This window comes from Mesorhizobium ventifaucium (assembly GCF_935822925.1).
Lineage (GTDB): Bacteria > Pseudomonadota > Alphaproteobacteria > Rhizobiales > Rhizobiaceae > Mesorhizobium > Mesorhizobium ventifaucium.
On sequence record NZ_CAKXZS010000034.1, the window covers coordinates 13,174 to 33,170 of the forward strand.

Consider the following 19,997-nt stretch of genomic DNA (forward strand, 5'->3'; position numbering starts at 1 on the left):
GACTAATCTGTACGAATGGTGGTTTGACTTTATCGTTCTTCAGTAGCGCTCGGTGACTGCCGGGCGGGGCACAAATGGAGGAATGAAATGGCCATCATCACCGACGAATTTATCAAGAATTTCCAGAATCAGATCTATGCCCTTAAGAGCTTGGAGAAGAAGATCCAGGATGCGATCGTAAGAGGCAACTACGAGCTCGAGCAACTGAACAAAAACAAAGGGGAACCTGTGGAGAAGGTCTTTCGTGTCCCGCCAAAGAAATAAGTCCGGCGGCTCAGGGCAGTGGTGGCCAGGATCGCTCGGTAGAAGCGACCTAAAGGCAGCAGCTTTCAGCTCCCTCGGGACAGCCGCAGCTGGTTTCGCGGGTGGTCGCGTGCGTCGTCATGGACGATAGAACTTCGCGCACCGCCGTTTTTGGACGGTAGCGGGGCTTGAGTTCACAACCTTGGCAGTCTCGTTTGCTGGCCCGATATTTCCGGTTTCCACTGGCATTGTCGGAACGCGGGTAGTTGCGACGATACTGCATGTGCTGCTGCTCGCCAGCGGGACAGGTAAACTGGTTCTGGACCGGATCGAAGATGAAGTCAGCACGGCTGAAGGTCCCGTCATCGGCGTTCGCAACGCGATTTCTATGGTTGCGTTACCCCGGCGAACGCCATCAGATCGGCCACCGTGAAGTTCCCAGGCGTGGACGAAGGAAGGATAGGTGTGAACCCACCGGCGACGTTCAGATAGGATGACGCATCTCGCTTCAAAATCCTGACAAACGTCTCCGCCACGATCCTGCCGCCGACCGGGCCCAACTGATTTCCGCCGGCGAGGACCGCAGCCTCGCGAAGGACGTAATACCACAGTGGCGTCTTGTTCAGCAGTAAACCGCCGCTGGAATTCAGCACAGCCATTTCGGCCGCCGAAACCCCAGATGTCAACTGCGCCGCGGTCATCGGCGCGATGCCGAATGAGTTGGCCATGCCCTGTCCACTCGGCAGACCGAGAGCTAGAGCGCGCCGGAGGTTTCGCGTTGCCAGAATCGCCATTATTCCAGAGAATCCGGGCAACGATTCCAATCCGTTAGCCATGAAGCTATCGATTTTCCGGGCCTTGTTGTGAACCGGTACTGGCACTCCGGTGTCAAAGAACGCGTTGAAGTCAACGACCCAGGTGGAAAAGACCGGCAGCCGTGGATCGCGATTGAACTCAAACACCTTTCCAAGTGTGGCTTCCGGGAAGTTGAAATTCACCCAGTACGTATCACGGATCATACTGTGGCCGAACCGGTACGCTGCCACGGCGAACTCGACGGGCATTCGGAACGAGCTACCGATGGGAGCAGATACGCTCGCCATCGCGTTGTTCACGGCAGCCACTCCGCAGATTTTTTCCAGAAAGTCATGCACCACGGCCCATTGGTAGTGATGGGTCACGATTCGTTTGGCCTCTGCGAAGATGTCGCCCGCAAACGCTACTGCCACCAGCAGATCAACGACGGCGTTATGGAAACGCAGCATAGCGTGCTGGAACTGTACGATGATCAGATTTTCGTCGTTGCGCGGATCGCCGATCGCAGCAGTATTCGTACCCTGCATGCGGGGCACATCCCAACTCGTCTGCTGGACCATGCCCGATTTGTCACCGTTGTTGCTGGGGCCGCCCGGGCCAATAGGAGTGTTCGAGCCCCTATGCAGCTTGATTGCGGTAGCTGGACCACATGTAGGAAAAACGTAGAGAAATGGATCTAAGCCAGGCCCACGGCCGTAAACGGACTCCAGATCGAGCGCCGGGCTTCGCATGTTACTGATTGTATTTGCATCGGTAGCGGCGTCGAGAGTCGACGAGACGTCGAACGTGATGTCATGGTCCACAAACTGACCAAAATAAGTGAAGCCTGCTGGTATCGAAGACACGCCCGCATCAGCGGGATCGTGAGACGCAGGATTAGGATCACGGCCGGGGTCTCCCATCATGTTACCGAGTTGGCCCAGAAGTGCTTGCGTCGCGACATTGAATGGCAACTTCGTTGCCGCACGGGTGGCCGCGGACGACATGTATCCGAAGCGATCTGCACAGGCAGAACTCAGCCAGGGAAACGGGAACCAGTAGAGCGGAATTTTAACGCCGTGAAAACGTCGAATCCCTGGCTTTAGTGCGAGGATAGACTCTTTGACGTCTTCCGGTAACTTCTCCACGGGAAGGTCCGCCGGCTTGATGCGATTCGCGCTGGCCAACAGTTGCTCCAGCGAAACGGTGGGTCTCAGATTCGTCTCGGTCACGCGCTTTCGCAACTCCGACAGCACGATCGGCTTTGGGTTAACGAATCCTGTAGGAATCGATGTCTTCTTGAGAAATTCGCGGACTGGCTCGGCAATTTCGGAAGTTGCGGCTGGGTTCGCTGTCTCAGCTTTTCGCTTTGTAGGCTTCGTCGCACCGAGTCGCTTGGGTGTCTGTTTCGCTGGGGCTTTCTTTTTCGTGACCATGCTTGACCTCTGAAAATGATTTCAGGACGTAGCACCCTCACCCGATGGGAAAGGAGCCTTCAACAAGTTGGGATTAAGCAGAAAGGCCCATGCAGGTGCCACCCGGCTGGAGGACCCAAATGTCGAGCCTCAGCACTGTCTCGCCCGGTCCAGCTCTAGGGGCCAGCGGTGAGACATATTTATGCTCGTCGATCGTATCGAAGTTCGGTGGCATCACATCACCTCCGATCCAGAGCGGTTCACAAGGAGGTGCGGGCGGTGCCCCTTGCCGCCTCCCTACGGTGTCACATTTTGACGAGTTTGCCTAGGCGGAGCTGGGTCGCGGCCGCGGCGACCACGTTTCCCTTCAGCTCGTAGAGATGCAGCGCTCCGGACACAGCGGCGACCGCCTCGTCGCCGAGGCGGGCGGCCTCGAGCACGTGCGACAGGTCGACCAGCGCATCCGCCCGGTCGTTGACGAAGTCGGTCGCTTCGGCGATCGTCACTGCTTCGCGCGCGAGCGCCTCCGCCGCCCGGAGCTCTGCCCGCCGCGCATGCACGCGTGCGCGCACGCGGCGCCAACGGACCTGCGTCACCAGGTCTCCGCTTGCAGCCAGCTGGGCGCTGAGTTTAGCAAAGTCCTCGGCCTCTTCGTCGCGTCCCTGTTCGAGGATCACCACGGCGAGGGACGCGGCCATCGTCGAACGGAACGCGCGCTCGCCCATCTCCTCAAGCGCGTGATACGCCGCGCGCGCGCTCCTCTCGGCCGCAGCAGGGTTCCCGGCGAGCAGCTCGATGACGGCCTCGTGCTCTGAGGACGCCACGTAGAGCGTAAGGCCGAGGTCGGCGTAGGTGGCGTTGCTCGTCGCGATCAGCTCGCGGGCAATCGCGAAGCGGCCGACAATCGCGTTGAGGCACGCGAGCTGGCGGAGGATCGCTGCCTCGGACTCGGGGCTTTCGCCCACCTGCACGCGCATCGCCTCGCAACGGCGGATGCCTTCGGCTGCCGGGGTGGGCCCGAACCACAAGGAGGAAGCGATCCACGTGAGGATTTCGTAGTACTCATGCCAATCCCCCGCACGTCGCGCGTGATCAGCAGCTTGCTCCCAAGCTGCAATGGCGGCCTCGCCGCGAGCTGCGGTGAAGGATAGCCAGGCCTCGAGCCGCCGTGCGCGGCAGAGGCCGAGGTCGTCCCCGAGGCGCTCGAAGACCGGGATCACCGCAGCTGCCGCGCGTGCCGCCTCCTCCAGCCCGCCCTCTTCGCCGTGGAAGATCCGGAGGAACTGCCGCTGAACGAGCACATGCGCTGCCAAGCGCTGGTCGTCAGCGGCAGCGGCCAAGCGCTCCGCGTCGTCCAGCGCGCGCCCGGCGTCGTCCAGCCGGCCGCTTTCGATCAGCGCGCCGCTCAACTCGGCGAGCAGCGCGATCCGCCGTGTGTCATCGGTGGGAAGCAGCCGGGAAACCCTCTCAAGCAGGCTGATCGCCGCCGGCAGGTCGCTGCGGACAAGCGCCCGCCGCCCGGCTGCCTCGAGCCGTTCGCACGCCCGGGCGGCAAGCGAGGCCGCGCGCACGTCGCGCGGACCGAGCGCGACACGGTACTGAAAGGCCTGCTCGAGGTGATAGCCGACAATCTCCTCAAACTCGCGTAGCCGGTCCGCGGCCGCTAGCTCGAGCCAGGCGGCGAAGCGCTCGTGCAGGTCGGCGCGCGCATTCTTCGGCAGGGAGCGATACGCGGCGTCGCGGATCAGGACGTGACGGAAGCGATAGGCCTTCTCGCCGGCGAACAACGGCGCCTCCGGGCGGATCAGGTCCCGGCGGACGAGCGCGAGCAAACCGTCCTCGAATGTGTCGAGCACCGGGCAGGCGAGCTCGCTGACGGCGCTCCGATGGAATACTGAGCCCTCGACCGCTGCGGCCGTCAGGATGGCGCGCTCGACGGACGGGAGGCCCTCGAGACGGGCAGCGAGAAGCGCGTTGATAGTCGAGGGGACGGGCAGCTCAACGAGGTCCGACGCGGCGACCCAGCTGTCGGGCGCCTGCCTGAGCAACGCGTCGTCGACGAGCATCGCCACGAGTTCCTCAGCGAAGAGCGCATTGCCTTCGGCCGCGCTCGCGATCCTCGACTCGGCAGCGGGCGGCAGCGGCGCGTGGCCAAGCAGGTTGGAGATCAGCTCGCGGCATTCCGCGTCGCTGAGCCGCTCGAGGACGATCGACGTCGCGTTGCGTTTGCCGGCCCCCCAGCCAGGACGCGAGTCGAAGAGCTCCGGCCGCGCGATGCAGATGAGCAGGATCGGGAAATCGCGTGAGAAGTCGGCGACGTGCTCGACTAAGTCGAGGAATGTCGACTCGGCCCAATGGACGTCGTCCACCACAACGACGAGCGGCCCCGCTCGCGCGAGCGCCTCAAACAGCCTCCGGACGGCCCAGGCGGTCTCCTCGGTCGTCCCTTGTCCCGCGCCGCCAAGCCCGAGCGCCCCGGTCACACGCTCGGCAATCAGCCGCGCCTTCTCGTCGCCTGCGAGCCGCGCCTCGACCACCGCTGCGAGTTGCTTGCCGGAGTCCGGTCCCTCCGCGCGGGTAAGCTCCCGGACGATCTCGGCCAGCGGCCAATAGGTGATGCCCTCGCCATAGGGCAGACAGCGGCCGTGCAGGACTGTGACATCCTCGGCAAGGCCGCTCGTGAACTCCCGTACGAGCCGCGACTTTCCCACACCCGCGTCGGCGAGAATGGTGACCAGGTGGCAGGTCCTATCGCCGACCGCATTGCGGAAGACGGTCTCAAGCAAGGCTCGTTGGCGTTCGCGCCCGACGAAAGGCGAGTCGAAGCGGCGCGCAACGCCGGGGGCGTGGGCGAGGACTTCTAACACGGCGAGGGCGCGGATGGTCGCGCCGCGCTTGAGTGCGCGCGGCCCGCTCGGCTCGACGACGACCGCATCGCGCACGAGCTTGTGCGTCGGCTCCCCTATCAGGATCTCATTCGCCGTCGCTGCCTCCTCAAGGCGCTTCGCGACAATGACGGCCTCTCCGGCGACTGACAAGTATCCCTGCGTTTGGTCGCCGGCGATGACCTCGCCGGTGTTGATGCCGGTTCGGTTCATAAGGCGGACGCCCCAACCGGCTTCGAGCTCGTGGTTAAGGATGGCAAGTTTTTCGCGCATCTCCACCGCTGCCCGCACCGCGCGCAGCGCGTCGTCTTCGTGGACGAACGGCATGCCGAACACAGCCATGATCGCGTCCCCGATATAGTTGTTCACGATTCCGCCGTGCCGTTGAACGACGGCGCTCAACTCGCCGAAGTACCGGGAGAGCAGGTTCCGGAGCGCTTCGGGATCGAGGGAGAGGCTAAGCCGCGAGGAATCGACGATGTCGGCGAAGAGGATGGTGACCGTCTTGCGGGCGTCCGGCCCGGGCTCCCGCGCGGCCGGCGCTGCCGGCTTAGCTGGAACCGAGGAAGCCACCTTAGGCCTCCGCTTCGGGTTCGGCCGGAGATGGTTATCCGATGACATGGCACGGCTCCGTGTCTTAGCCTCCCCACGCCGCTGACCAGTTGCGGATTGTCATGGGTGCTGCTTTCACGATACAGCCGCTTCTCAACAAGAACAAAGCGGTTTCCTCGCCGGTCAAAACTCCCGCACTTCTTCCAAAGATACCTTTTGGGCTATCTGCGGGGCTTTAGTTGGCTTCTCCCTCATAGGTGGAAGAACCGGCTGCAAACTTGCCGAGCGGTCCGTCCGCAGAAAGCGATACCCGCACTATTAGGAATAACCACCGGGCAGGGCGAGCCTGTCAGAGGGGCAGCTATGAAAAGTGATAGGGTCTCTCCGTCAGTTGTCGAGCAGGCGGAAATGCGCGGCGCGAACGACGGCCTGCGTGCGGTTCCTGGCGCCCAGCTTCCTGGCGGCGGCGGTGAGGTGCATGACGACCGTAGGAATCGAGCGCCCGATGACGCGCGAGATCTCATTGGCAGAGAGGCCATGTGCCGAATGGCGGAGACACTCGCGCTCGCGCTCAGTCAAGGACGGCAGGAGCGGACTGAGAGCCGATCGGTCGTAGAGGGCGTAGGCCGTGTCGTGGAAGACATGCGCCAGCAAGCTAAAGCGCGCGATGGTTCCCGCATCCCGATCTACCATCTCGTCCGCGCCGAGGCGGATGCCGGTAACCGTGGCATAGCCGCCGCGCGGCATGTGGATAGGGATCGTGACGCCGCTAGTGAGGTCGCGCTCGCGCAGATAGCGCGCGACGGGTTCCGTAGTCTCGTCGAGGAGCGCGCCTATCTCGGTGTCGATCTCCTTGTTGTAGCTCCAGGCGAAGGGGGTGGAGCTGCGCGCCGCCACGATCTGCACTGGATCGATGCGGAAGTAACCTCGATCGCACCAATAGTCGCGCATGTCGTCATCGATGTTACGCAGCTTGAGCATCGACGGGATCATGATAGCGCCGTCGAGATCGTACGGGATGGGCGTGTAGTCGTAGACCAGCGCGTCGTAGCCTAGGCCGGACAGGGCGGCGAACGCCTCGTCGATGCATTCGTCCAAGGTGCCATGGCGAGTGAAACGCCGCCTGATCGTTGTAATTTCGTCCAGCATGAGCTCTTCCGCCTACATCCCGGACCACCCTATCACTTCTTATAGCTGACGCACTCCCAACGTTTCGCTTAATATATGAGCATGCCTAAAATCTGTGCATTCGGAGCGTATCATGTGGCGTGAGATGGCGGCCGACGATCGCATCGAGGTAAATGTCGACGGCTTTAAGGTCGTCGCCTACAGCTTCGGCTCCAGCACCGAGACGGTGTTCTGCCTCAACGGCGGGCCTGGCCTGGCCTGCGACTACCTTCGCGAATCGCACTCCTGCCTGGTAGACCAGGGATACAGGGTCGTGGCGTTCGACCAGCTTGGCACCGGCGCCTCCGACCGGCCGACGGACACCTCGCTCTGGACTATCGCGCGCTACGTCGAGGAGACCGAGACGGTTCGCAAGACGCTGGGACTCGGCAATGTACACATGCTGGGTCATTCCTGGGGCGGCTGGCTGGCGATCGAATATGCGCTTGCCTACCAGGAGAACCTGCAGACGTTGATCCTCGAGGATACCGTCGCCGACATGCCGCATCTTGTTCTGGAACTGGAACGTCTGCGCGCCTCGCTGGGACCCGAGACCGTATCGATGATGCAGAAGCACGAGGCGCAGGGAACCTACGATCATCCGGAATACATGGCGGCGGTGACGATCCTCAACTACCGCCATGTCTGCCGCCTGCCCGAATGGCCGGCGCCGGTGCGCCGCTCGCTCGACGACTGGAACATGGGACCCTACGCGACCATGCAAGGTCCGAACGAGTTTCTCTACATCGGCAATCTCAAGGACTGGAACCGGGTGCCCGACCTGCCCAGGATCAAGGTGCCGGTGCTGATCACGCATGGCGAGCACGACGAACTGACACCAGCCTGTGGTCTGCGCATGAAGCTTGACCTGCCGCAGTCGGAGTTGCACATCATCCCGAATGCGAGTCACATGCCCTTCTACGAGAACCCAGCTGCATACTATCCGATCCTTTTAGGGTTCCTCTCGCGCAACAAGGCAGGCTGATGCAGGCGGAATGCAGGGGAAAGGGAGCGGACGGGGAAACACCTCAGGGCCATGCACCGCTATAAGTTCGTTCTATACCGTCCGCTTCAGTTCCTGCCGGTGCTGTTCGGCATCAGCGTGATCACGTTCATCCTTGTCCGGCTGATCCCCGGCGACCCCGCTCGCGTTCTGCTCGGTACCCGCGCCACCCCCGAAGCGATCGCCCGCGTCCGCGCGCAGTACGGCCTCGATGAGCCCATGCTCGCCCAGTATTTCTACTTCCTGCGCAACCTCGCGGACGGCGAGATGGGGCGCTCGATCCTCTACAAGATCGATGTGCTGAAGCTGATCGCCACGCGCATCGAGCCCACTCTGACGCTGGTGCTTTGCAGCGTTGTGCTGTCGGTATTGATCGCCGTGCCGGTGGCGGCGATCGCGGCGCGCAATCAGGGCAGGCTGGCCGACCAAGTTATCCGCATCGTTTCCACCTTCGGCATCGGCTTCCCGCCCTTCTGGCTCGGCCTGATGCTGATCATCCTGTTCAGCGTCGAACTCGCCATTCTCCCGGTGTCCGGTTACGGCAACACGCTTTCTGAAAAGCTTGCACATCTCGTGCTGCCGAGCCTCACTGTCTCGCTGTCGCTGTCGACCGTTCTGGCGCGCAGCTTGCGTGCGGCGATGGTCGAAGGCTTGAAGTCCGACGTGGCGACTGCCGCGCGCGCGCGCGGCATGCCGGAGAGCATCGTGTTCTGGCGCCACGTGCTGCCAAATTCGTTGGTGCCGACCGTCAACCTTCTCGCCGTAAACATAGGTTGGCTGCTAGGCGGCACCGTCGTGGTGGAGACCGTTTTCGCGCTGCCCGGCATGGGCCAGCTGCTGGTGCGCGCCATCTTCTCGCGCGACTACATGGTCGTGCAGGGCGTGGCCATGGTCTTCGCCTGCGCCACCGTGCTGATCAACTTCCTGGCTGACATCGTCACGGTGGCTCTCGATCCGAGGGTGAAGCTGTGAGCGAGCCCTTGGCCGCGCCCGCGCTCGGCAGGAAGGGCCGCTTTCGCCGCCGCGGTACGCTGGCGGCCGGCGTCTTCCTGCTTGGGGCGTTCGTCGTCCTCGCGCTCGGCGCGCCGCTGATCGCGCCCTACGATCCGATCGCCCAGGACGCGACAGCACGGCTCCAGGGGCCGTCCTGGCTGCACCCGTTCGGGACCGACAATTTCGGCCGCGACATCCTCTCGCGCGTCATCTGGGGCACGCGCATCGACCTCAAGATCGCCGTCATCGGCGTTATCTTTCCCTTTCTCATCGGCACCACGGTGGGCACGGTAGCCGGGTTCTTCGGCGGGATAGTCGACGCCATCTTCATGCGGCTGGTCGACGTCATCTTGGCCTTCCCGTTCTTGGTATTGATGCTGTCGATCATTGCGATCCTCGGGCCTGGCCTGGCCAGTTTTTACATCGCCATGGCCCTCGTCGGCTGGGTTTCCTACGCGCGGCTCATCCGCGCCCAGATGCTCGTGCTCAAGAACCACGACTACGCGGTTGCGGCGGTCAGCCTCGGCTTCAGCCGCATGCGCATCATGTTCCGTCACCTCCTGCCCAATGCCGCTGCCGGCTCGGTCGTCTTCGCGATGTCCGACGCGGTCCTCGTCCTGCTGAGTGGCGCGGCCATTAGCTATCTCGGGCTGGGCGTGCAGCCGCCAGTCGCGGAGTGGGGCGTGATGGTGGCGGAAGGCCAAGCCTTCGTCACCACCGCCTGGTGGATTACACTGTTCCCGGGGCTTGCGATCGTGACGCTCGCCTTCGCCTTCAGCATGATCGGCGACGGGCTGGCCGATTTGTTCGGGGTTCACGAGTGATCGCGGCGCTGCTCAAGGTCACCGACCTGACGGTCGTCCATGACGGTGACGGCGGGGAGCGTACCCTGCTTGATGCCGTGTCGCTTGATCTCGCCCCGGGAGAAGTGCTCGGGCTGGTCGGCGAGAGCGGGTCGGGCAAGAGCCTGCTCTGCCGCTCACTCGTTAGGCTGCTGCCATCGAGCCGGCTCAGGATCAGCGGCGGCTCGATCACACTTTCCGGGCGTGAGCTGACGACCGCGCCGGAAGCCGAGATGCTCGCGGTGCGCGGCGGTGAAATCGGCATGATCTTTCAGAATCCGAGCAGCCATCTCGACCCGGTCATGAGGATCGGCGACCAGATCACCGAGGGCATCCGCTTTCACCAGCGGCTGGACGCCAAGGCGGCGCGCGCCGCGGCGGTGGATATCCTCGCCCAGGTCGGGTTTCCGGATCCGGCTCGGCAATACGACAGCTACCCGCACGAATTCTCCGGCGGCATGCGCCAGCGCGCCATGATCGGCGCGGCGCTGTCGAGCAATCCCAGGATCCTGATCGCCGACGAGCCGACGACGGCACTCGACGTGACGATACAGGCGCAGATCCTGCGGCTTCTGATGGACATCCGTGCCAGGCGTGGACTCTCGGTGATCCTGGTCACCCACGATCTCGGCATCGTCGCCCAAGTCTGCGACCGCATCGCGGTGATGTGGCAAGGTCGACTGGTGGAGATTGGAGAGAAGCGCGGTCTGCTTGCGGCGCCGGCGCATGCCTACACCCGTTCGCTGATCGCCAGTCATCCTTCGCTGCCGGAGGAGGACATGCCGGCAAAGGCTGAGAAGCTCCGGACACCCGGAGCGGTGCCGGTGGTCGACATCGAGAAGCTGCACGTGCGCTTCGCCACGGGCGGCCTGTTCCGGCGAGGCGCGGTTGATGCCGTCAATGGGGTCACACTCCGTGTCATGCCGGGCGAAACGGTCGGCATTGTGGGCGAATCCGGAAGCGGCAAGAGCACTCTGGCGCGCGCCGTCCTTGGACTTACGCCGGTCTCGTCAGGCACGATACGGTTCGATGGTACGGACATCGCATCGGGTCGCGCAGTCCTCGGCATGCTGCGACGTCAAACCGCCATGGTTTTCCAGGACCCCTACAACGCCCTCAATCCTCATCTTACCGTTGGCAAGATGCTGGCGGAGGTCCTGCGGGTACAGGGCAAGATCGAGACCGCGCAAATTCCGGCACGCTGCGGCGAACTGCTCGACCTGGTCGGCTTGGGGCGCGCGTTCCTCGACCGCAAGCCGCGCTCGATGAGCGGCGGCCAATGCCAGCGGGCCGGCATAGCTCGCGCGCTCGCCGTCGACCCGAAACTTATCATTGCGGACGAGTGCGTGGCCGCCCTCGACGTCACCATCCAGGCGCAGATCGTGGAGTTGTTCCGCGAACTGGTGGAACGTATGTCGCTCACGCTGATATTTATCGCCCACGATCTCGCAATCGTTCGCAATCTCTGCCAGCGTGTTGTGGTGATGCACCGCGGCGTGATCGTCGAGGAAGGTCGGTCGGAGGAAGTGTTCTCCCGGCCGAAGCATGCCTACACCGCCGCGCTGATTGCCGCCGTTCCGCATATCGATCCGGACAAGCCGCTGCTTGCTCCCTCGAAGATGGCGACCCCGCAGGCCTACGGGGTCGCAAACTGAAACCAAAGGCAAACCAGAAGGGGAATACCGATGTTAAGAAGCAAATGGATGCGCATCGGCTTGGTCACCGTTATGACCAGCCTGTCCCTGGGGGCGACGCTCGCAGAAGCCGCCGGCGTACTCACGATTGGCCGGCGCGAAGACTCGACCACCTTCGATCCGATCAAGACCGCCCAGAACATCGACCTGTGGGTGTTCGCCAACGTCTATGACGTGCTGATCCGCGTCGACAAGACGGGCACCAAGCTGGAGCCCGGTCTCGCCGAGAGTTGGGAGGTCAGTCCGGACGGCCTCACCTATACGCTCAAGCTGCGCGACGCGAAGTTCTCGGACGGCTCCGACCTGACGGCCGACGACGTGGTGTTCAGCCTCACCCGCATCAGGGATGACGAGGGCTCGCTGTGGGCGGATCCTTTCAAGGTGATGGATACGGTCGAGGCAACCGATCCAAAGACCGTCACGATCAAACTCAAGCAGGCGACCGCGCCGTTCCTGGCGACGCTGGCCTTCCCGATCGCCTCGGTTCTTTCCAAGAAGGGCTTCGAGACGCTCGGTCCGGAGAAATATGCCGAAACACCCATCGGCTCTGGCGCCTTCACCATCACGGAATGGAGGCGCGGCGACCGTGTCATCCTGGCGAAAAACCCGCATTTCTGGGAGGCCGATCGTGTCAGCCTCGACGGCGTCGAGTGGATCTCCGTGCCGGACGATAACACCCGCATGCTGAACGTGCAGGCCGGCCAGCTCGATACCGCGATCTTTGTGCCGTTCTCACGCGTGGCCGAACTGCAGAAGGATTCCAACCTCACCGTCCATCTCGACCCGTCGACCCGCGAGGATCACCTGCTGATTAACCACGAGCATGGCGCGCTGACGAAGAAGGAGGTGCGGCAGGCCCTCGACATCGCCATCGACGAGCAGGCTGTGGTCGACACGGTGACGTTCGGCTACGGCGAGGTCGCAAATTCCTACGTCCCGAAGGGCGCGCTCTATTACTACGCCGACAATCTGAAGCGGCCCTACGATCCGGAAAAGGCCAAGCAGATGCTGGCCGACGCCGGGGCCTCGGACCTGACGCTCAACTACGTCGTGCGGGCCGGCGACGAGATCGTCGAGCAGACGGCCGTGCTGCTGCAGCAGCAACTCGCCAAAGCCGGAGTCACCGTCAACATCCAGAAGGTCGACCCGAGCCAGGAATGGGACATGCTGGTGGCCGGCGACTATGACATCTGTGTCAACTACTGGACCAACGACATCCTCGACCCAGACCAGAAGACCACCTTCGTTCTCGGCCACGACGCGAACATGAATTACATGACCCGCTACAACAACGAGAAGGTCAAGGAGCTGGTCGCGGCGGCGCGCATCGAGATGGATCCGGCCAAGCGCGAGCAAATGTACACCGATCTGCAGAAGATGGCCAAAGAGGACGTCAACTGGATCGATCTGTACTACAGCCCGTTCATCAACGTCTCGCGTAATAACATCGAGAACTTCTACCAGAATCCGCTCGGCCGGTTCTTTCTGGAAGACGTGGTCAAGAACTAGACTTGTGAACGAAGCCACGGGACGCCGGTCTCGGCGTTCCGCCCAGCCCTGACAGCACGCTTGGCGTGCCGCCCGTCTCACCGCGCGTCGTTTGTTGGGACAGGTGAGCGATCTGCTGCTGTCGCTACTTCCGCTTTTTGACAGTTCCGCGCTGATTGCGGACGGTCCGCACTCGCCCCCAACTTGCGTCATCGCCTGCTTCAGCCTGACCGATTGAAACTGGTCATCGGCCCAATGCAGGATTCGTCCGCACTGAGGCAGAACACTGGTTCGTTGGCGCAATAGCAACGAACCGAGCACTCCGAATCCCTGGCCCAACGGCCGGCGCGGCTGCTCGTCGCTTTGGTCAAGGTTCTTTCTTCCGCAGGTCCTTGACGACATCGAGAAAAGCCCGCAGTGCGGGCGGTACGGCTCGATGTCCGGGGTAGTAAACCGCAACTTCTTCCGGAGCGGGCATCCATGCGGTCAGGACCTTGCGCAGCCGGCCGTCGGATATGGCCGCTTCGGCGGCCCAATCGGCCACGTAGGCGATGCCCAGACCCTCTATTGCGGCTTCGACCATCAGCTCCTCGTCGTCGAGGACGATGGAGCCGTTTGCGTCGATCACGAGTTCCTGGCCGGCGCGTTCGAACTCCCATCGGTAAAGCTTGCCGCTGGGCATACGGTGGCCGATGCAGCGGTGGCGTTGCAATTCCTCGGGGGTTCCCGGGTCGCCAAAGCGATCGAGATAGGCGGGCGAGGCGACACAGATGAACGTCAACCTGCGTGCAAGCGGCACGGCGACCATGTCCTTGGGGACCGATCCGAGGAGGCGCACGCCGGCATCGAACCCGCTGGACACGATGTCGATGAGCCGCCCCTCGACGACGATGTCTACGGTCACGTCCGGATGGCGCTCCGCCATGCGCGGAAGAACCCCGCGAACGAGAAGCCCGGCCACCAATCGCGGTGCGTTGATGCGGACGGTGCCCGCGACATTGCCCCGGAACCCCGCGACGCTGTCGAGCGCCTCGTCCAGCGAGGCGAGCGCCGGCTGAAGGCGATCGAGCAACTGGAAACCGGCTTCCGTCGGTGAGACGCTGCGTGTGGTGCGGTTCAGAAGGCGCACCCCCATGCGTTCCTCGAGCGCACGCATGGCGTGGCTCAATGTGGAAGGTGCCGTGCCGATCTCGTCCGCTGCGCGGCGGAAGCTGCGGTGTGTGGCAACAGCCACGAAGGCGGTAAGATCGTTGAGCGACGGGCGGGGCATTGATGGGGATTTTGCATCAACTCATGCCGATTTCAACGGCTAATGCACGCAATGGGATTGCCCTATCTCCTGCCTGGATCAATTGGAGATATGAGAAATGGCAAAGACCTGGCTCGTAACGGGTGTGTCGTCCGGTCTAGGCCGGCTGCTGGCGGAGAAGGCCCTGATCAGGGGAGACCGCGTCGCCGGTGCCAGCCGCAGCGAGGGCGCACTTCCCGACCTGCGTGCACGCTACCCCGAACGGCTCCGCATCGTTGCAATGGACCTCAAGGACCAGAGCTCGGTCCGTGCCGCGGTCGACCGCGCCTTCGCCGCATCCGCTCGGATCGACATCGTCGTCAGCAATGCCGGCTATGGCCTGTTCGGCGCGGCGGAAGAGGCTGGCGATGTGCAGGTTCGGGACATCATCGACACCAATCTCGTCGGCCCGATCGCACTCATCCGGGCGGCGTTGCCGCATCTGCGCAGCCAGGGTGGCGGGCGTATTCTACAGGTATCGAGCGAGGGAGGCCAGATCGCCTATCCGGCTTTCAGCCTCTATCACGCGACCAAGTGGGGTATCGAGGGGTTCGTCGAGTCCGTGGCGCAGGAGGCGGCTCCCTTCGGCATCGAGTTCACCTTGGTGGAACCCGGGCCCGCGCGGACCGGGTTCGGCGGCAATCTCGCGCGGACCGAGCCGCTCGCGGCCTACGAGGGCACCCCCGCCGATCAGGTCCGCGAAGCGCTTGGCTCCTGGGTGATCAAGGGCGACCCCGAGCGCATGACGGACGCAATGATCAGGCTTGCCGACCAGGATGGTCCGCTTCCGAAGCGGCTGGTGCTCGGCGCCGAAGCTTATGCCGGCATCCGCAGGGCACTCGGCGGGCGCATCGAGGAACTCGACCGGCAGAAGGACGTCGCCGTCGCGGCGGATTTCACCGACGAGGAGTTGGCGCGGCTGTGACCCACCCTGTCCGGCCGATCCACAGCTGCATGGTACCGTCGTGCAGCTCCGCCAGTTGATCCCGATAGATTCCCCCGGCTCCGGCCCGCTGCCGGCCCGCTCCCGTTATCAAGACAGAAAGGAACACGAAATGCCTGCACGTGACGCCATCTATCCGGCCAAACGCCACGCGTTATACGATATCCATCGATATTCCGCGGCCATTCGCTCCGGCGATCTTCTCTTCGTGTCGGGTCAGGTCGGGAGCCGTGAGGACGGCTCGCCCGAGCCCGAATTCGAGGATCAGGTTCGGCGGGCCTTCGCCAATCTGCGCGCGGTCCTGGCCGCCGCCGGGTGCAGCTTCGACGACGTTGTCGACGTCACCACCTTCCACACCAACCCGGACGAACAGATCGAAACGGTGCTGGCCGTCCGGGCGGAAGAGATCGGCGGACCTCCCTATCCGAACTGGACGGCGGTAGGCGTCAACTGGCTTGCCGGCTTCGATTTCGAGATCAAGGTCATCGCCCGCATCCCTTCGACGACCAGCGGCCAGCCGGCGGGCAAGCGCTGATCGCTCGCCCTGCAATTTCTGTACTGAACGCGGAGTCGGCTCGAGGCGTTGTGCTCCAGAGAGCCGCTTTGCGGCCTCAGTTTCCAACGTCAGTCGCCGATGACATATCGGCCGCCGCCGCGACAATGGCACGTCTCAACCATATATGCCTGGGCGCGTCCTGCTGGCGCGCGTGCCAGACAAGGCTCATCGTGAAGCTGCCAAGATCGAGCGGCGGCGGCAACGATACGAAGCGCTTCATGTTGGCGGCCGCTCGCGCCAGGCTCGAAGGCAGGGTCATGATCAGGTCGGAGCGAGCGGCGATCTCGACCGCCGCGAAGAAGTTCGGCACGCGCAGTTTCACCCGTCGCGTTCGCCCGATGCGGGCAAGCGCCTCGTCGACAGGCGCAGGCCCGGCGCTTGTGACGCTCACCACGATATGCTCAAGCTCCAGGAAACGCTCGAGCGTCAGCTTTCGGGCGAGCGCTGGGTGCTCCGCGCGTATCAGCGTCACGAGCTTCTCGTCATAGAGGCCGCGCCGACGGATGCCGGCTGGGGCTTCGTCGACCAGCGCCACCATCGCATCCGCGATACCCTGCTCCAGCGCTTCGACGGCGTCCGAGCCCGGCGCGACGATATCGAGATCGAGGGACGGCGCCTCGCGACCAAGGCGGGCGAGCAGATGCGGCGCGAGCACGGCGGCCTGGAGATCGGGCATCAGCAGCCGGATCCGGCCGGTGGCCGTGGCGGGATCGAACGCGTTCGCCTCCACCATGTCTCTCACACCCGCCAATATGCCGCGCAGCACGGGGCGCACCTCTTCCGCACGGGCGCTGAGGATGTAGCCGCCCGGTCCATCGACCAGCAGCGCGTCCGAAAACAGCGCGCGCAATCGGCCGAGCGCTCGGCTCGCGGCGGGCTGGCTCATGCCGAGCCGGCTTGCGGCACGGGTGACGTTCTTCTCGTCCAGCAGCGCTTCGAGCGCCACCAGCAGGTTCAGGTCGATCCGGCGTAAATCCACTTCGCGCATGGTGACTATATACACCATGCATGCGACGCATGGAATGCCTGCGCCTATTGTTCCCCCGTCAAGCGAGATGAAGGTCAAGCGAGATGAAGGTCAGGCGAGCTGAAGGAGAAGAAGTGATGTATGTCGTGCTTGGAGCAAACGGACGCGCCGGCGGCGAGGTAGCGCGCGCCCTGATCGCAGGCGGCGAAGCCGTGCGCGTCGTCCTGCGTCACCCAGAGCAGGGTAAAAAATGGACAGCCCTTGGCGCGGAGGTGGCTGTCGCAAACATGGAAGATGCCGACGCGATGGCCGCTGCGCTTATGGGGGCATCGGGAGCATTCCTGCTCAACCCGCCGCCGGTGAGCGGTGATCCCTATCAGCGCACGCAAGAAATCGGCGCCGCGCTTGCCGATGCGGCACGGCGTGCAGGTCTGCCAAAGGCCGTCGTCCTGTCGTCCATCGGAGCGCAGCATGCCTCCGGCACCGGCGTCATCGCCACCCTCAACCGGTTCGAGGCGCTGCTCGACGGCGTGGCACCCGCCACCGCTTTCCTGCGGTCGGGGTATTTTGTCGAAACCTGGAGCGAGGTGGCGCAACCGGTCCTGTCGCAACGCATATTGCCGACCTTTATCGAGCCCTCGCAGAAAATCCCGTTGGTGAGCACGATCGATGTCGGGCGCGCGGCAGCGACCGTGCTGTGCGAGGAATGGACAGGCAAGCGGGTCGTGGAACTGGGCGGACCGGAAGACTGGAGCGCCGGCGATGTGGCATCGGCCTTCGCGGAAGTTCTCGGCCGGCCGGTAACGCCTGTGCTTGTTCCGCCGGAGAAGCGTGCCGCGCTGCTTGCCGAGGAAGGCGTGCCTGGCGAGGTGGCAGACGCGCTGCTCGGTATGTACGAGGGAATCGCCAACGGCCTGTTCATGCGCCAGGACAGCAGCGAGCACCGGCGCGGCGCGATCTCCCTGGCGACGGCGATAGCGCGCGTTGTCGCAACGGTTGAACCAGCCGGCCGCTGATCCCTCGGCCAAGTAGCGACGGCCGAATCCGAAACAGGGGTGGATCACGGGTTTCCAGCCACTTGCAGGGAACGTTTTCGGCCGCAATACCCCCGCGTCTCGCCGGCCAACGCTGTCGGCGACATGCGGAACTCGCGCCACTGGTTTGGATTAACTCCATTCCGGACGGCAAAAAGGGAATCTGACATGAGACTACCTGCCTCACGCCATTTGCGTCTCTCCGGTGGAACCGAGCTTGCCTACGTCACTGCGGGCGATCCATCCAACCCCGCTTTGCTCCTCCTGCATGGGTTTCCCAGCTCCGCACGTGCATTCCGAGATGTGATTCCAGGTCTGGCGGGCGCAGCCTATGTGATCGCGCCCGACCTCCCGGGCCATGGCCAGTCCGACGTCCCGCCGACACCCGCCTTCGCCGCGATCAGCGATGCGATTTCCGAATTGCTGTCCCACCTCGCGATCGGGCACCGCTTCATCCACATTCATGACTGGGGCGCCGCCGTGGGTCTGCAGATTGCCACGCAAGCGCCCGAGCTGGTTTCGGGTCTCATCATTCAGAACGCAAACGCGCATCGAACCGGCTTCGGCCCCGTTTGGGACGCCGTGTTGAAATTCTGGTCAGAACCGACAAAAGAGAACGAAGCGGCCGCGACCCCCGACCTGACCTTTGAATTCACGCGCGAGCAATATACCGGCGGCCTGCCAGAGGATGTCGCCGCCACGATCAGGGGCGAACCCTGGGTCGAGGACTGGAGGGTGATGAATCTTCCCGGCCGCATGGAGACCCACCACGCGCTAATCGGCGACTACAAAAGCCATGCCGAGCGTTTCGATACGATCGCCGCGTATCTGAAGAAATGGCAACCGCCGGCGCTCATGCTGTGGGGCCGTCACGACCCCTATTTCGATATCGCCGAAACGCTGTCCTGGATGCAGGATCTGCCACGTATGGAGGCTCATATTTTCGACGGCGGGCATTTCCTGCTTGAGACGCACGCCGAACCAGCACTCTCCCTCATGATCGACTTCATCAAGCGAACACAGGAGATGCACCCTGATCAACGCCCCGCCCATCCCGGACCAGTGTGAGGAGTGCAGGCATGACATCCCCCACGCAACAGCGGCTGCGCCTGTCCGGCGGGACCGAGCTTTCCTTCATCACCGCGGGAGATGCGTCCAATCCCGCGCTGCTGCTCCTGCACGGCTTCCCGAGCTCGTCGCGCACCTTCCAGGGCATCATTCCCGGCCTTGCGCGCGTCGCCTTCGTCATCGCACCCGACTTGCCTGGCTACGGCCAATCGGCGCCGTTGCCCGCGCCCTCGTTCGAAGCGTTCAGCGGCGCAATCCAAGAGCTCCTAAGTCATCTCGGGATCGATCGGCGCTTCATCTACCTGCACGATTGGGGCGCGCCTGTAGGTCTCCAGGTCGCTATGCAATCCCCCGACCTCGTCTCCGGCCTTATCATTCAGAGCGCCAACGCACACCGCACAGGGTTCGGACCGCAATGGCAAGCGACATTCGAGTTCTGGTCAAATCCCACAAAAGAGAACGAAAGGCAGGCTACCGCGTTTTTGACTTTGGAAGGCACCCGCGAGCAATACATGGGCGGCTTGCCGGAGGATGTCGCCGCCCGGATCAAAGGCGAACCGTGGATCGAGGACTGGAGGGTGATGAAGCAGCCTGGCGGCATGGAAACACAACGCGCGCTCCTCGCCGACTACGCCAACCATGCCGCTCGCTTCAGTATCATTGCCGACTATATCGAAACGTGGCAACCGCCGGCGCTCATGCTGTGGGGCCGCCACGACCCGTTCTTCGATATCGCCGAAACACTGTCGTGGATGCGAGACCTTCCGCGTATGGAAGCGCACATCTTCGACGGCGGCCACTTTCTCCTTGAAACCCACGCCGAGGCGGCAGCCGCGTTGATGATTGACTTTATTGAGCGAACGCGGCGACCTTGAGCACCGCTCGCGCCAATATGAAGCGCGCTGTGCTACGCTCGCGGCCCGCCATGACCTTATCCGGCGGCAGCATTCCTGGGCTTCCTAAACAGCCCGGCTATGCTCGCAGATGCCCCGTGCCGTCGCCAGCGCCCAACTTCGAGGAGACCGATGCTGGCGAGCGCGTAGAGGAGCCGCGACAGACGGTTG

Annotated in this window: 16 protein-coding genes; 11 read left to right on the top strand and 5 right to left on the bottom strand. The window is 63.5% G+C overall.

Going from position 1 to position 19,997, the window contains the following annotated elements:
* The first annotated feature begins 87 nt into the window (after window positions 1-87).
* On the top strand, window positions 88-264 hold the full coding sequence (locus NMG70_RS25555) for a hypothetical protein (protein WP_254027091.1): 177 nt from the start codon (window positions 88-90) through the stop codon (window positions 262-264).
* A 365-nt stretch (window positions 265-629) separates the two neighbouring features.
* On the opposite strand, the gene NMG70_RS25560 is transcribed toward NMG70_RS25555, so the two are convergent.
* The 3 genes from NMG70_RS25560 to NMG70_RS25570 form a co-directional block, all read right to left on the bottom strand.
* Window positions 630-2,474: a peroxidase family protein gene (locus NMG70_RS25560; protein ID WP_254027092.1), complete on the bottom strand. Its 1,845-nt coding sequence runs from the start codon at window positions 2,472-2,474 to the stop codon at window positions 630-632.
* A gap of 284 nt (window positions 2,475-2,758) precedes the next feature.
* Window positions 2,759-5,911, bottom strand: a complete 3,153-nt coding sequence (locus NMG70_RS25565) for an ATP-binding protein (protein WP_254027093.1) — start codon at window positions 5,909-5,911, stop codon at window positions 2,759-2,761.
* 366 nt (window positions 5,912-6,277) lie between these two features.
* Window positions 6,278-7,039: a LuxR family transcriptional regulator gene (locus NMG70_RS25570; RefSeq protein ID WP_254027094.1), complete on the bottom strand. Its 762-nt coding sequence runs from the start codon at window positions 7,037-7,039 to the stop codon at window positions 6,278-6,280.
* Between the two features lie 112 nt (window positions 7,040-7,151).
* Between NMG70_RS25570 and NMG70_RS25575 the strand changes: the two genes are divergently transcribed.
* From NMG70_RS25575 to NMG70_RS25595, 5 genes are read left to right on the top strand one after another with little or no spacing between them, the layout of a single operon-like run.
* Window positions 7,152-8,042 (top strand): proline iminopeptidase-family hydrolase, encoded by an 891-nt coding sequence (locus tag NMG70_RS25575; RefSeq protein WP_254027095.1) that lies wholly within the window; start codon window positions 7,152-7,154, stop codon window positions 8,040-8,042.
* 51 nt (window positions 8,043-8,093) lie between these two features.
* Window positions 8,094-9,032, top strand: coding sequence for an ABC transporter permease (locus NMG70_RS25580; protein WP_254027096.1), 939 nt, complete (start codon window positions 8,094-8,096; stop codon window positions 9,030-9,032).
* Window positions 9,029-9,877: an ABC transporter permease gene (locus tag NMG70_RS25585; protein ID WP_254027097.1), complete on the top strand. Its 849-nt coding sequence runs from the start codon at window positions 9,029-9,031 to the stop codon at window positions 9,875-9,877. Before NMG70_RS25580 ends, NMG70_RS25585 begins: the two co-directional genes overlap by 4 nt.
* A complete protein-coding gene (locus NMG70_RS25590) occupies window positions 9,874-11,550 on the top strand; it encodes a dipeptide ABC transporter ATP-binding protein (RefSeq protein WP_254027098.1) in 1,677 nt (558 codons plus the stop codon). The genes NMG70_RS25585 and NMG70_RS25590 overlap by 4 nt, the downstream gene beginning before the upstream one ends.
* 48 nt (window positions 11,551-11,598) lie before the next feature.
* The gene (locus NMG70_RS25595; RefSeq protein ID WP_254027351.1) at window positions 11,599-13,098 is read left to right on the top strand and encodes an ABC transporter substrate-binding protein; all 1,500 of its coding nucleotides are present in this window, start codon (window positions 11,599-11,601) and stop codon (window positions 13,096-13,098) included.
* Window positions 13,099-13,444: 346 nt separating this feature from the next.
* On the opposite strand, the gene NMG70_RS25600 is transcribed toward NMG70_RS25595, so the two are convergent.
* A complete protein-coding gene (locus tag NMG70_RS25600; RefSeq protein WP_254027099.1) occupies window positions 13,445-14,347 on the bottom strand; it encodes a LysR family transcriptional regulator in 903 nt (300 codons plus the stop codon).
* A gap of 97 nt (window positions 14,348-14,444) precedes the next feature.
* Here NMG70_RS25600 and NMG70_RS25605 point away from each other — a divergent pair, with 97 nt between their 5' ends.
* Both NMG70_RS25605 and NMG70_RS25610 read left to right on the top strand, forming a co-directional pair.
* Window positions 14,445-15,290, top strand: coding sequence for an SDR family oxidoreductase (locus NMG70_RS25605; protein WP_254027100.1), 846 nt, complete (start codon window positions 14,445-14,447; stop codon window positions 15,288-15,290).
* Between the two features lie 130 nt (window positions 15,291-15,420).
* Window positions 15,421-15,843, top strand: coding sequence for a RidA family protein (locus NMG70_RS25610; RefSeq protein ID WP_254027101.1), 423 nt, complete (start codon window positions 15,421-15,423; stop codon window positions 15,841-15,843).
* A 76-nt stretch (window positions 15,844-15,919) separates the two neighbouring features.
* On the opposite strand, the gene NMG70_RS25615 is transcribed toward NMG70_RS25610, so the two are convergent.
* On the bottom strand, window positions 15,920-16,852 hold the full coding sequence (locus tag NMG70_RS25615) for a LysR family transcriptional regulator (protein ID WP_367185593.1): 933 nt from the start codon (window positions 16,850-16,852) through the stop codon (window positions 15,920-15,922).
* 116 nt (window positions 16,853-16,968) lie between these two features.
* Between NMG70_RS25615 and NMG70_RS25620 the strand changes: the two genes are divergently transcribed.
* The 3 genes from NMG70_RS25620 to NMG70_RS25630 all read left to right on the top strand — a co-directional run bounded on the left by NMG70_RS25620 (window position 16,969) and on the right by NMG70_RS25630 (window position 19,808).
* The gene (locus NMG70_RS25620; RefSeq protein ID WP_254027103.1) at window positions 16,969-17,847 is read left to right on the top strand and encodes an NmrA family NAD(P)-binding protein; all 879 of its coding nucleotides are present in this window, start codon (window positions 16,969-16,971) and stop codon (window positions 17,845-17,847) included.
* Between the two features lie 186 nt (window positions 17,848-18,033).
* Window positions 18,034-18,933 carry an alpha/beta fold hydrolase gene (locus NMG70_RS25625; protein ID WP_254027104.1) on the top strand — a complete coding sequence of 300 codons (900 nt, stop codon included), beginning with the start codon at window positions 18,034-18,036 and terminating at the stop codon, window positions 18,931-18,933.
* Between the two features lie 11 nt (window positions 18,934-18,944).
* Window positions 18,945-19,808 carry an alpha/beta fold hydrolase gene (locus tag NMG70_RS25630; protein ID WP_254027105.1) on the top strand — a complete coding sequence of 288 codons (864 nt, stop codon included), beginning with the start codon at window positions 18,945-18,947 and terminating at the stop codon, window positions 19,806-19,808.
* Window positions 19,809-19,997 lie beyond the last annotated feature (189 nt).

What these genes read in the sequence shown, in the direction of transcription:
- NMG70_RS25580 (WP_254027096.1), top strand. Translation starts at nt 8,094, where the DNA reads ATGCACCGCTATAAGTTCGTTCTATACCGTCCGCTTCAGTTCCTGCCG.
- NMG70_RS25560 (WP_254027092.1), bottom strand. Translation starts at nt 2,474, where the DNA reads ATGGTCACGAAAAAGAAAGCCCCAGCGAAACAGACACCCAAGCGACTC.
- NMG70_RS25595 (WP_254027351.1), top strand. Translation starts at nt 11,599, where the DNA reads ATGCGCATCGGCTTGGTCACCGTTATGACCAGCCTGTCCCTGGGGGCG.
- NMG70_RS25615 (WP_367185593.1), bottom strand. Translation starts at nt 16,852, where the DNA reads ATGCGCGAAGTGGATTTACGCCGGATCGACCTGAACCTGCTGGTGGCG.
- NMG70_RS25630 (WP_254027105.1), top strand. Translation starts at nt 18,945, where the DNA reads ATGACATCCCCCACGCAACAGCGGCTGCGCCTGTCCGGCGGGACCGAG.
- NMG70_RS25625 (WP_254027104.1), top strand. Translation starts at nt 18,034, where the DNA reads ATGAGACTACCTGCCTCACGCCATTTGCGTCTCTCCGGTGGAACCGAG.
- NMG70_RS25570 (WP_254027094.1), bottom strand. Translation starts at nt 7,039, where the DNA reads ATGCTGGACGAAATTACAACGATCAGGCGGCGTTTCACTCGCCATGGC.
- NMG70_RS25555 (WP_254027091.1), top strand. Translation starts at nt 88, where the DNA reads ATGGCCATCATCACCGACGAATTTATCAAGAATTTCCAGAATCAGATC.
- NMG70_RS25575 (WP_254027095.1), top strand. Translation starts at nt 7,152, where the DNA reads ATGTGGCGTGAGATGGCGGCCGACGATCGCATCGAGGTAAATGTCGAC.
- NMG70_RS25610 (WP_254027101.1), top strand. Translation starts at nt 15,421, where the DNA reads ATGCCTGCACGTGACGCCATCTATCCGGCCAAACGCCACGCGTTATAC.
- NMG70_RS25605 (WP_254027100.1), top strand. Translation starts at nt 14,445, where the DNA reads ATGGCAAAGACCTGGCTCGTAACGGGTGTGTCGTCCGGTCTAGGCCGG.
- NMG70_RS25620 (WP_254027103.1), top strand. Translation starts at nt 16,969, where the DNA reads ATGTATGTCGTGCTTGGAGCAAACGGACGCGCCGGCGGCGAGGTAGCG.
- NMG70_RS25600 (WP_254027099.1), bottom strand. Translation starts at nt 14,347, where the DNA reads ATGCCCCGCCCGTCGCTCAACGATCTTACCGCCTTCGTGGCTGTTGCC.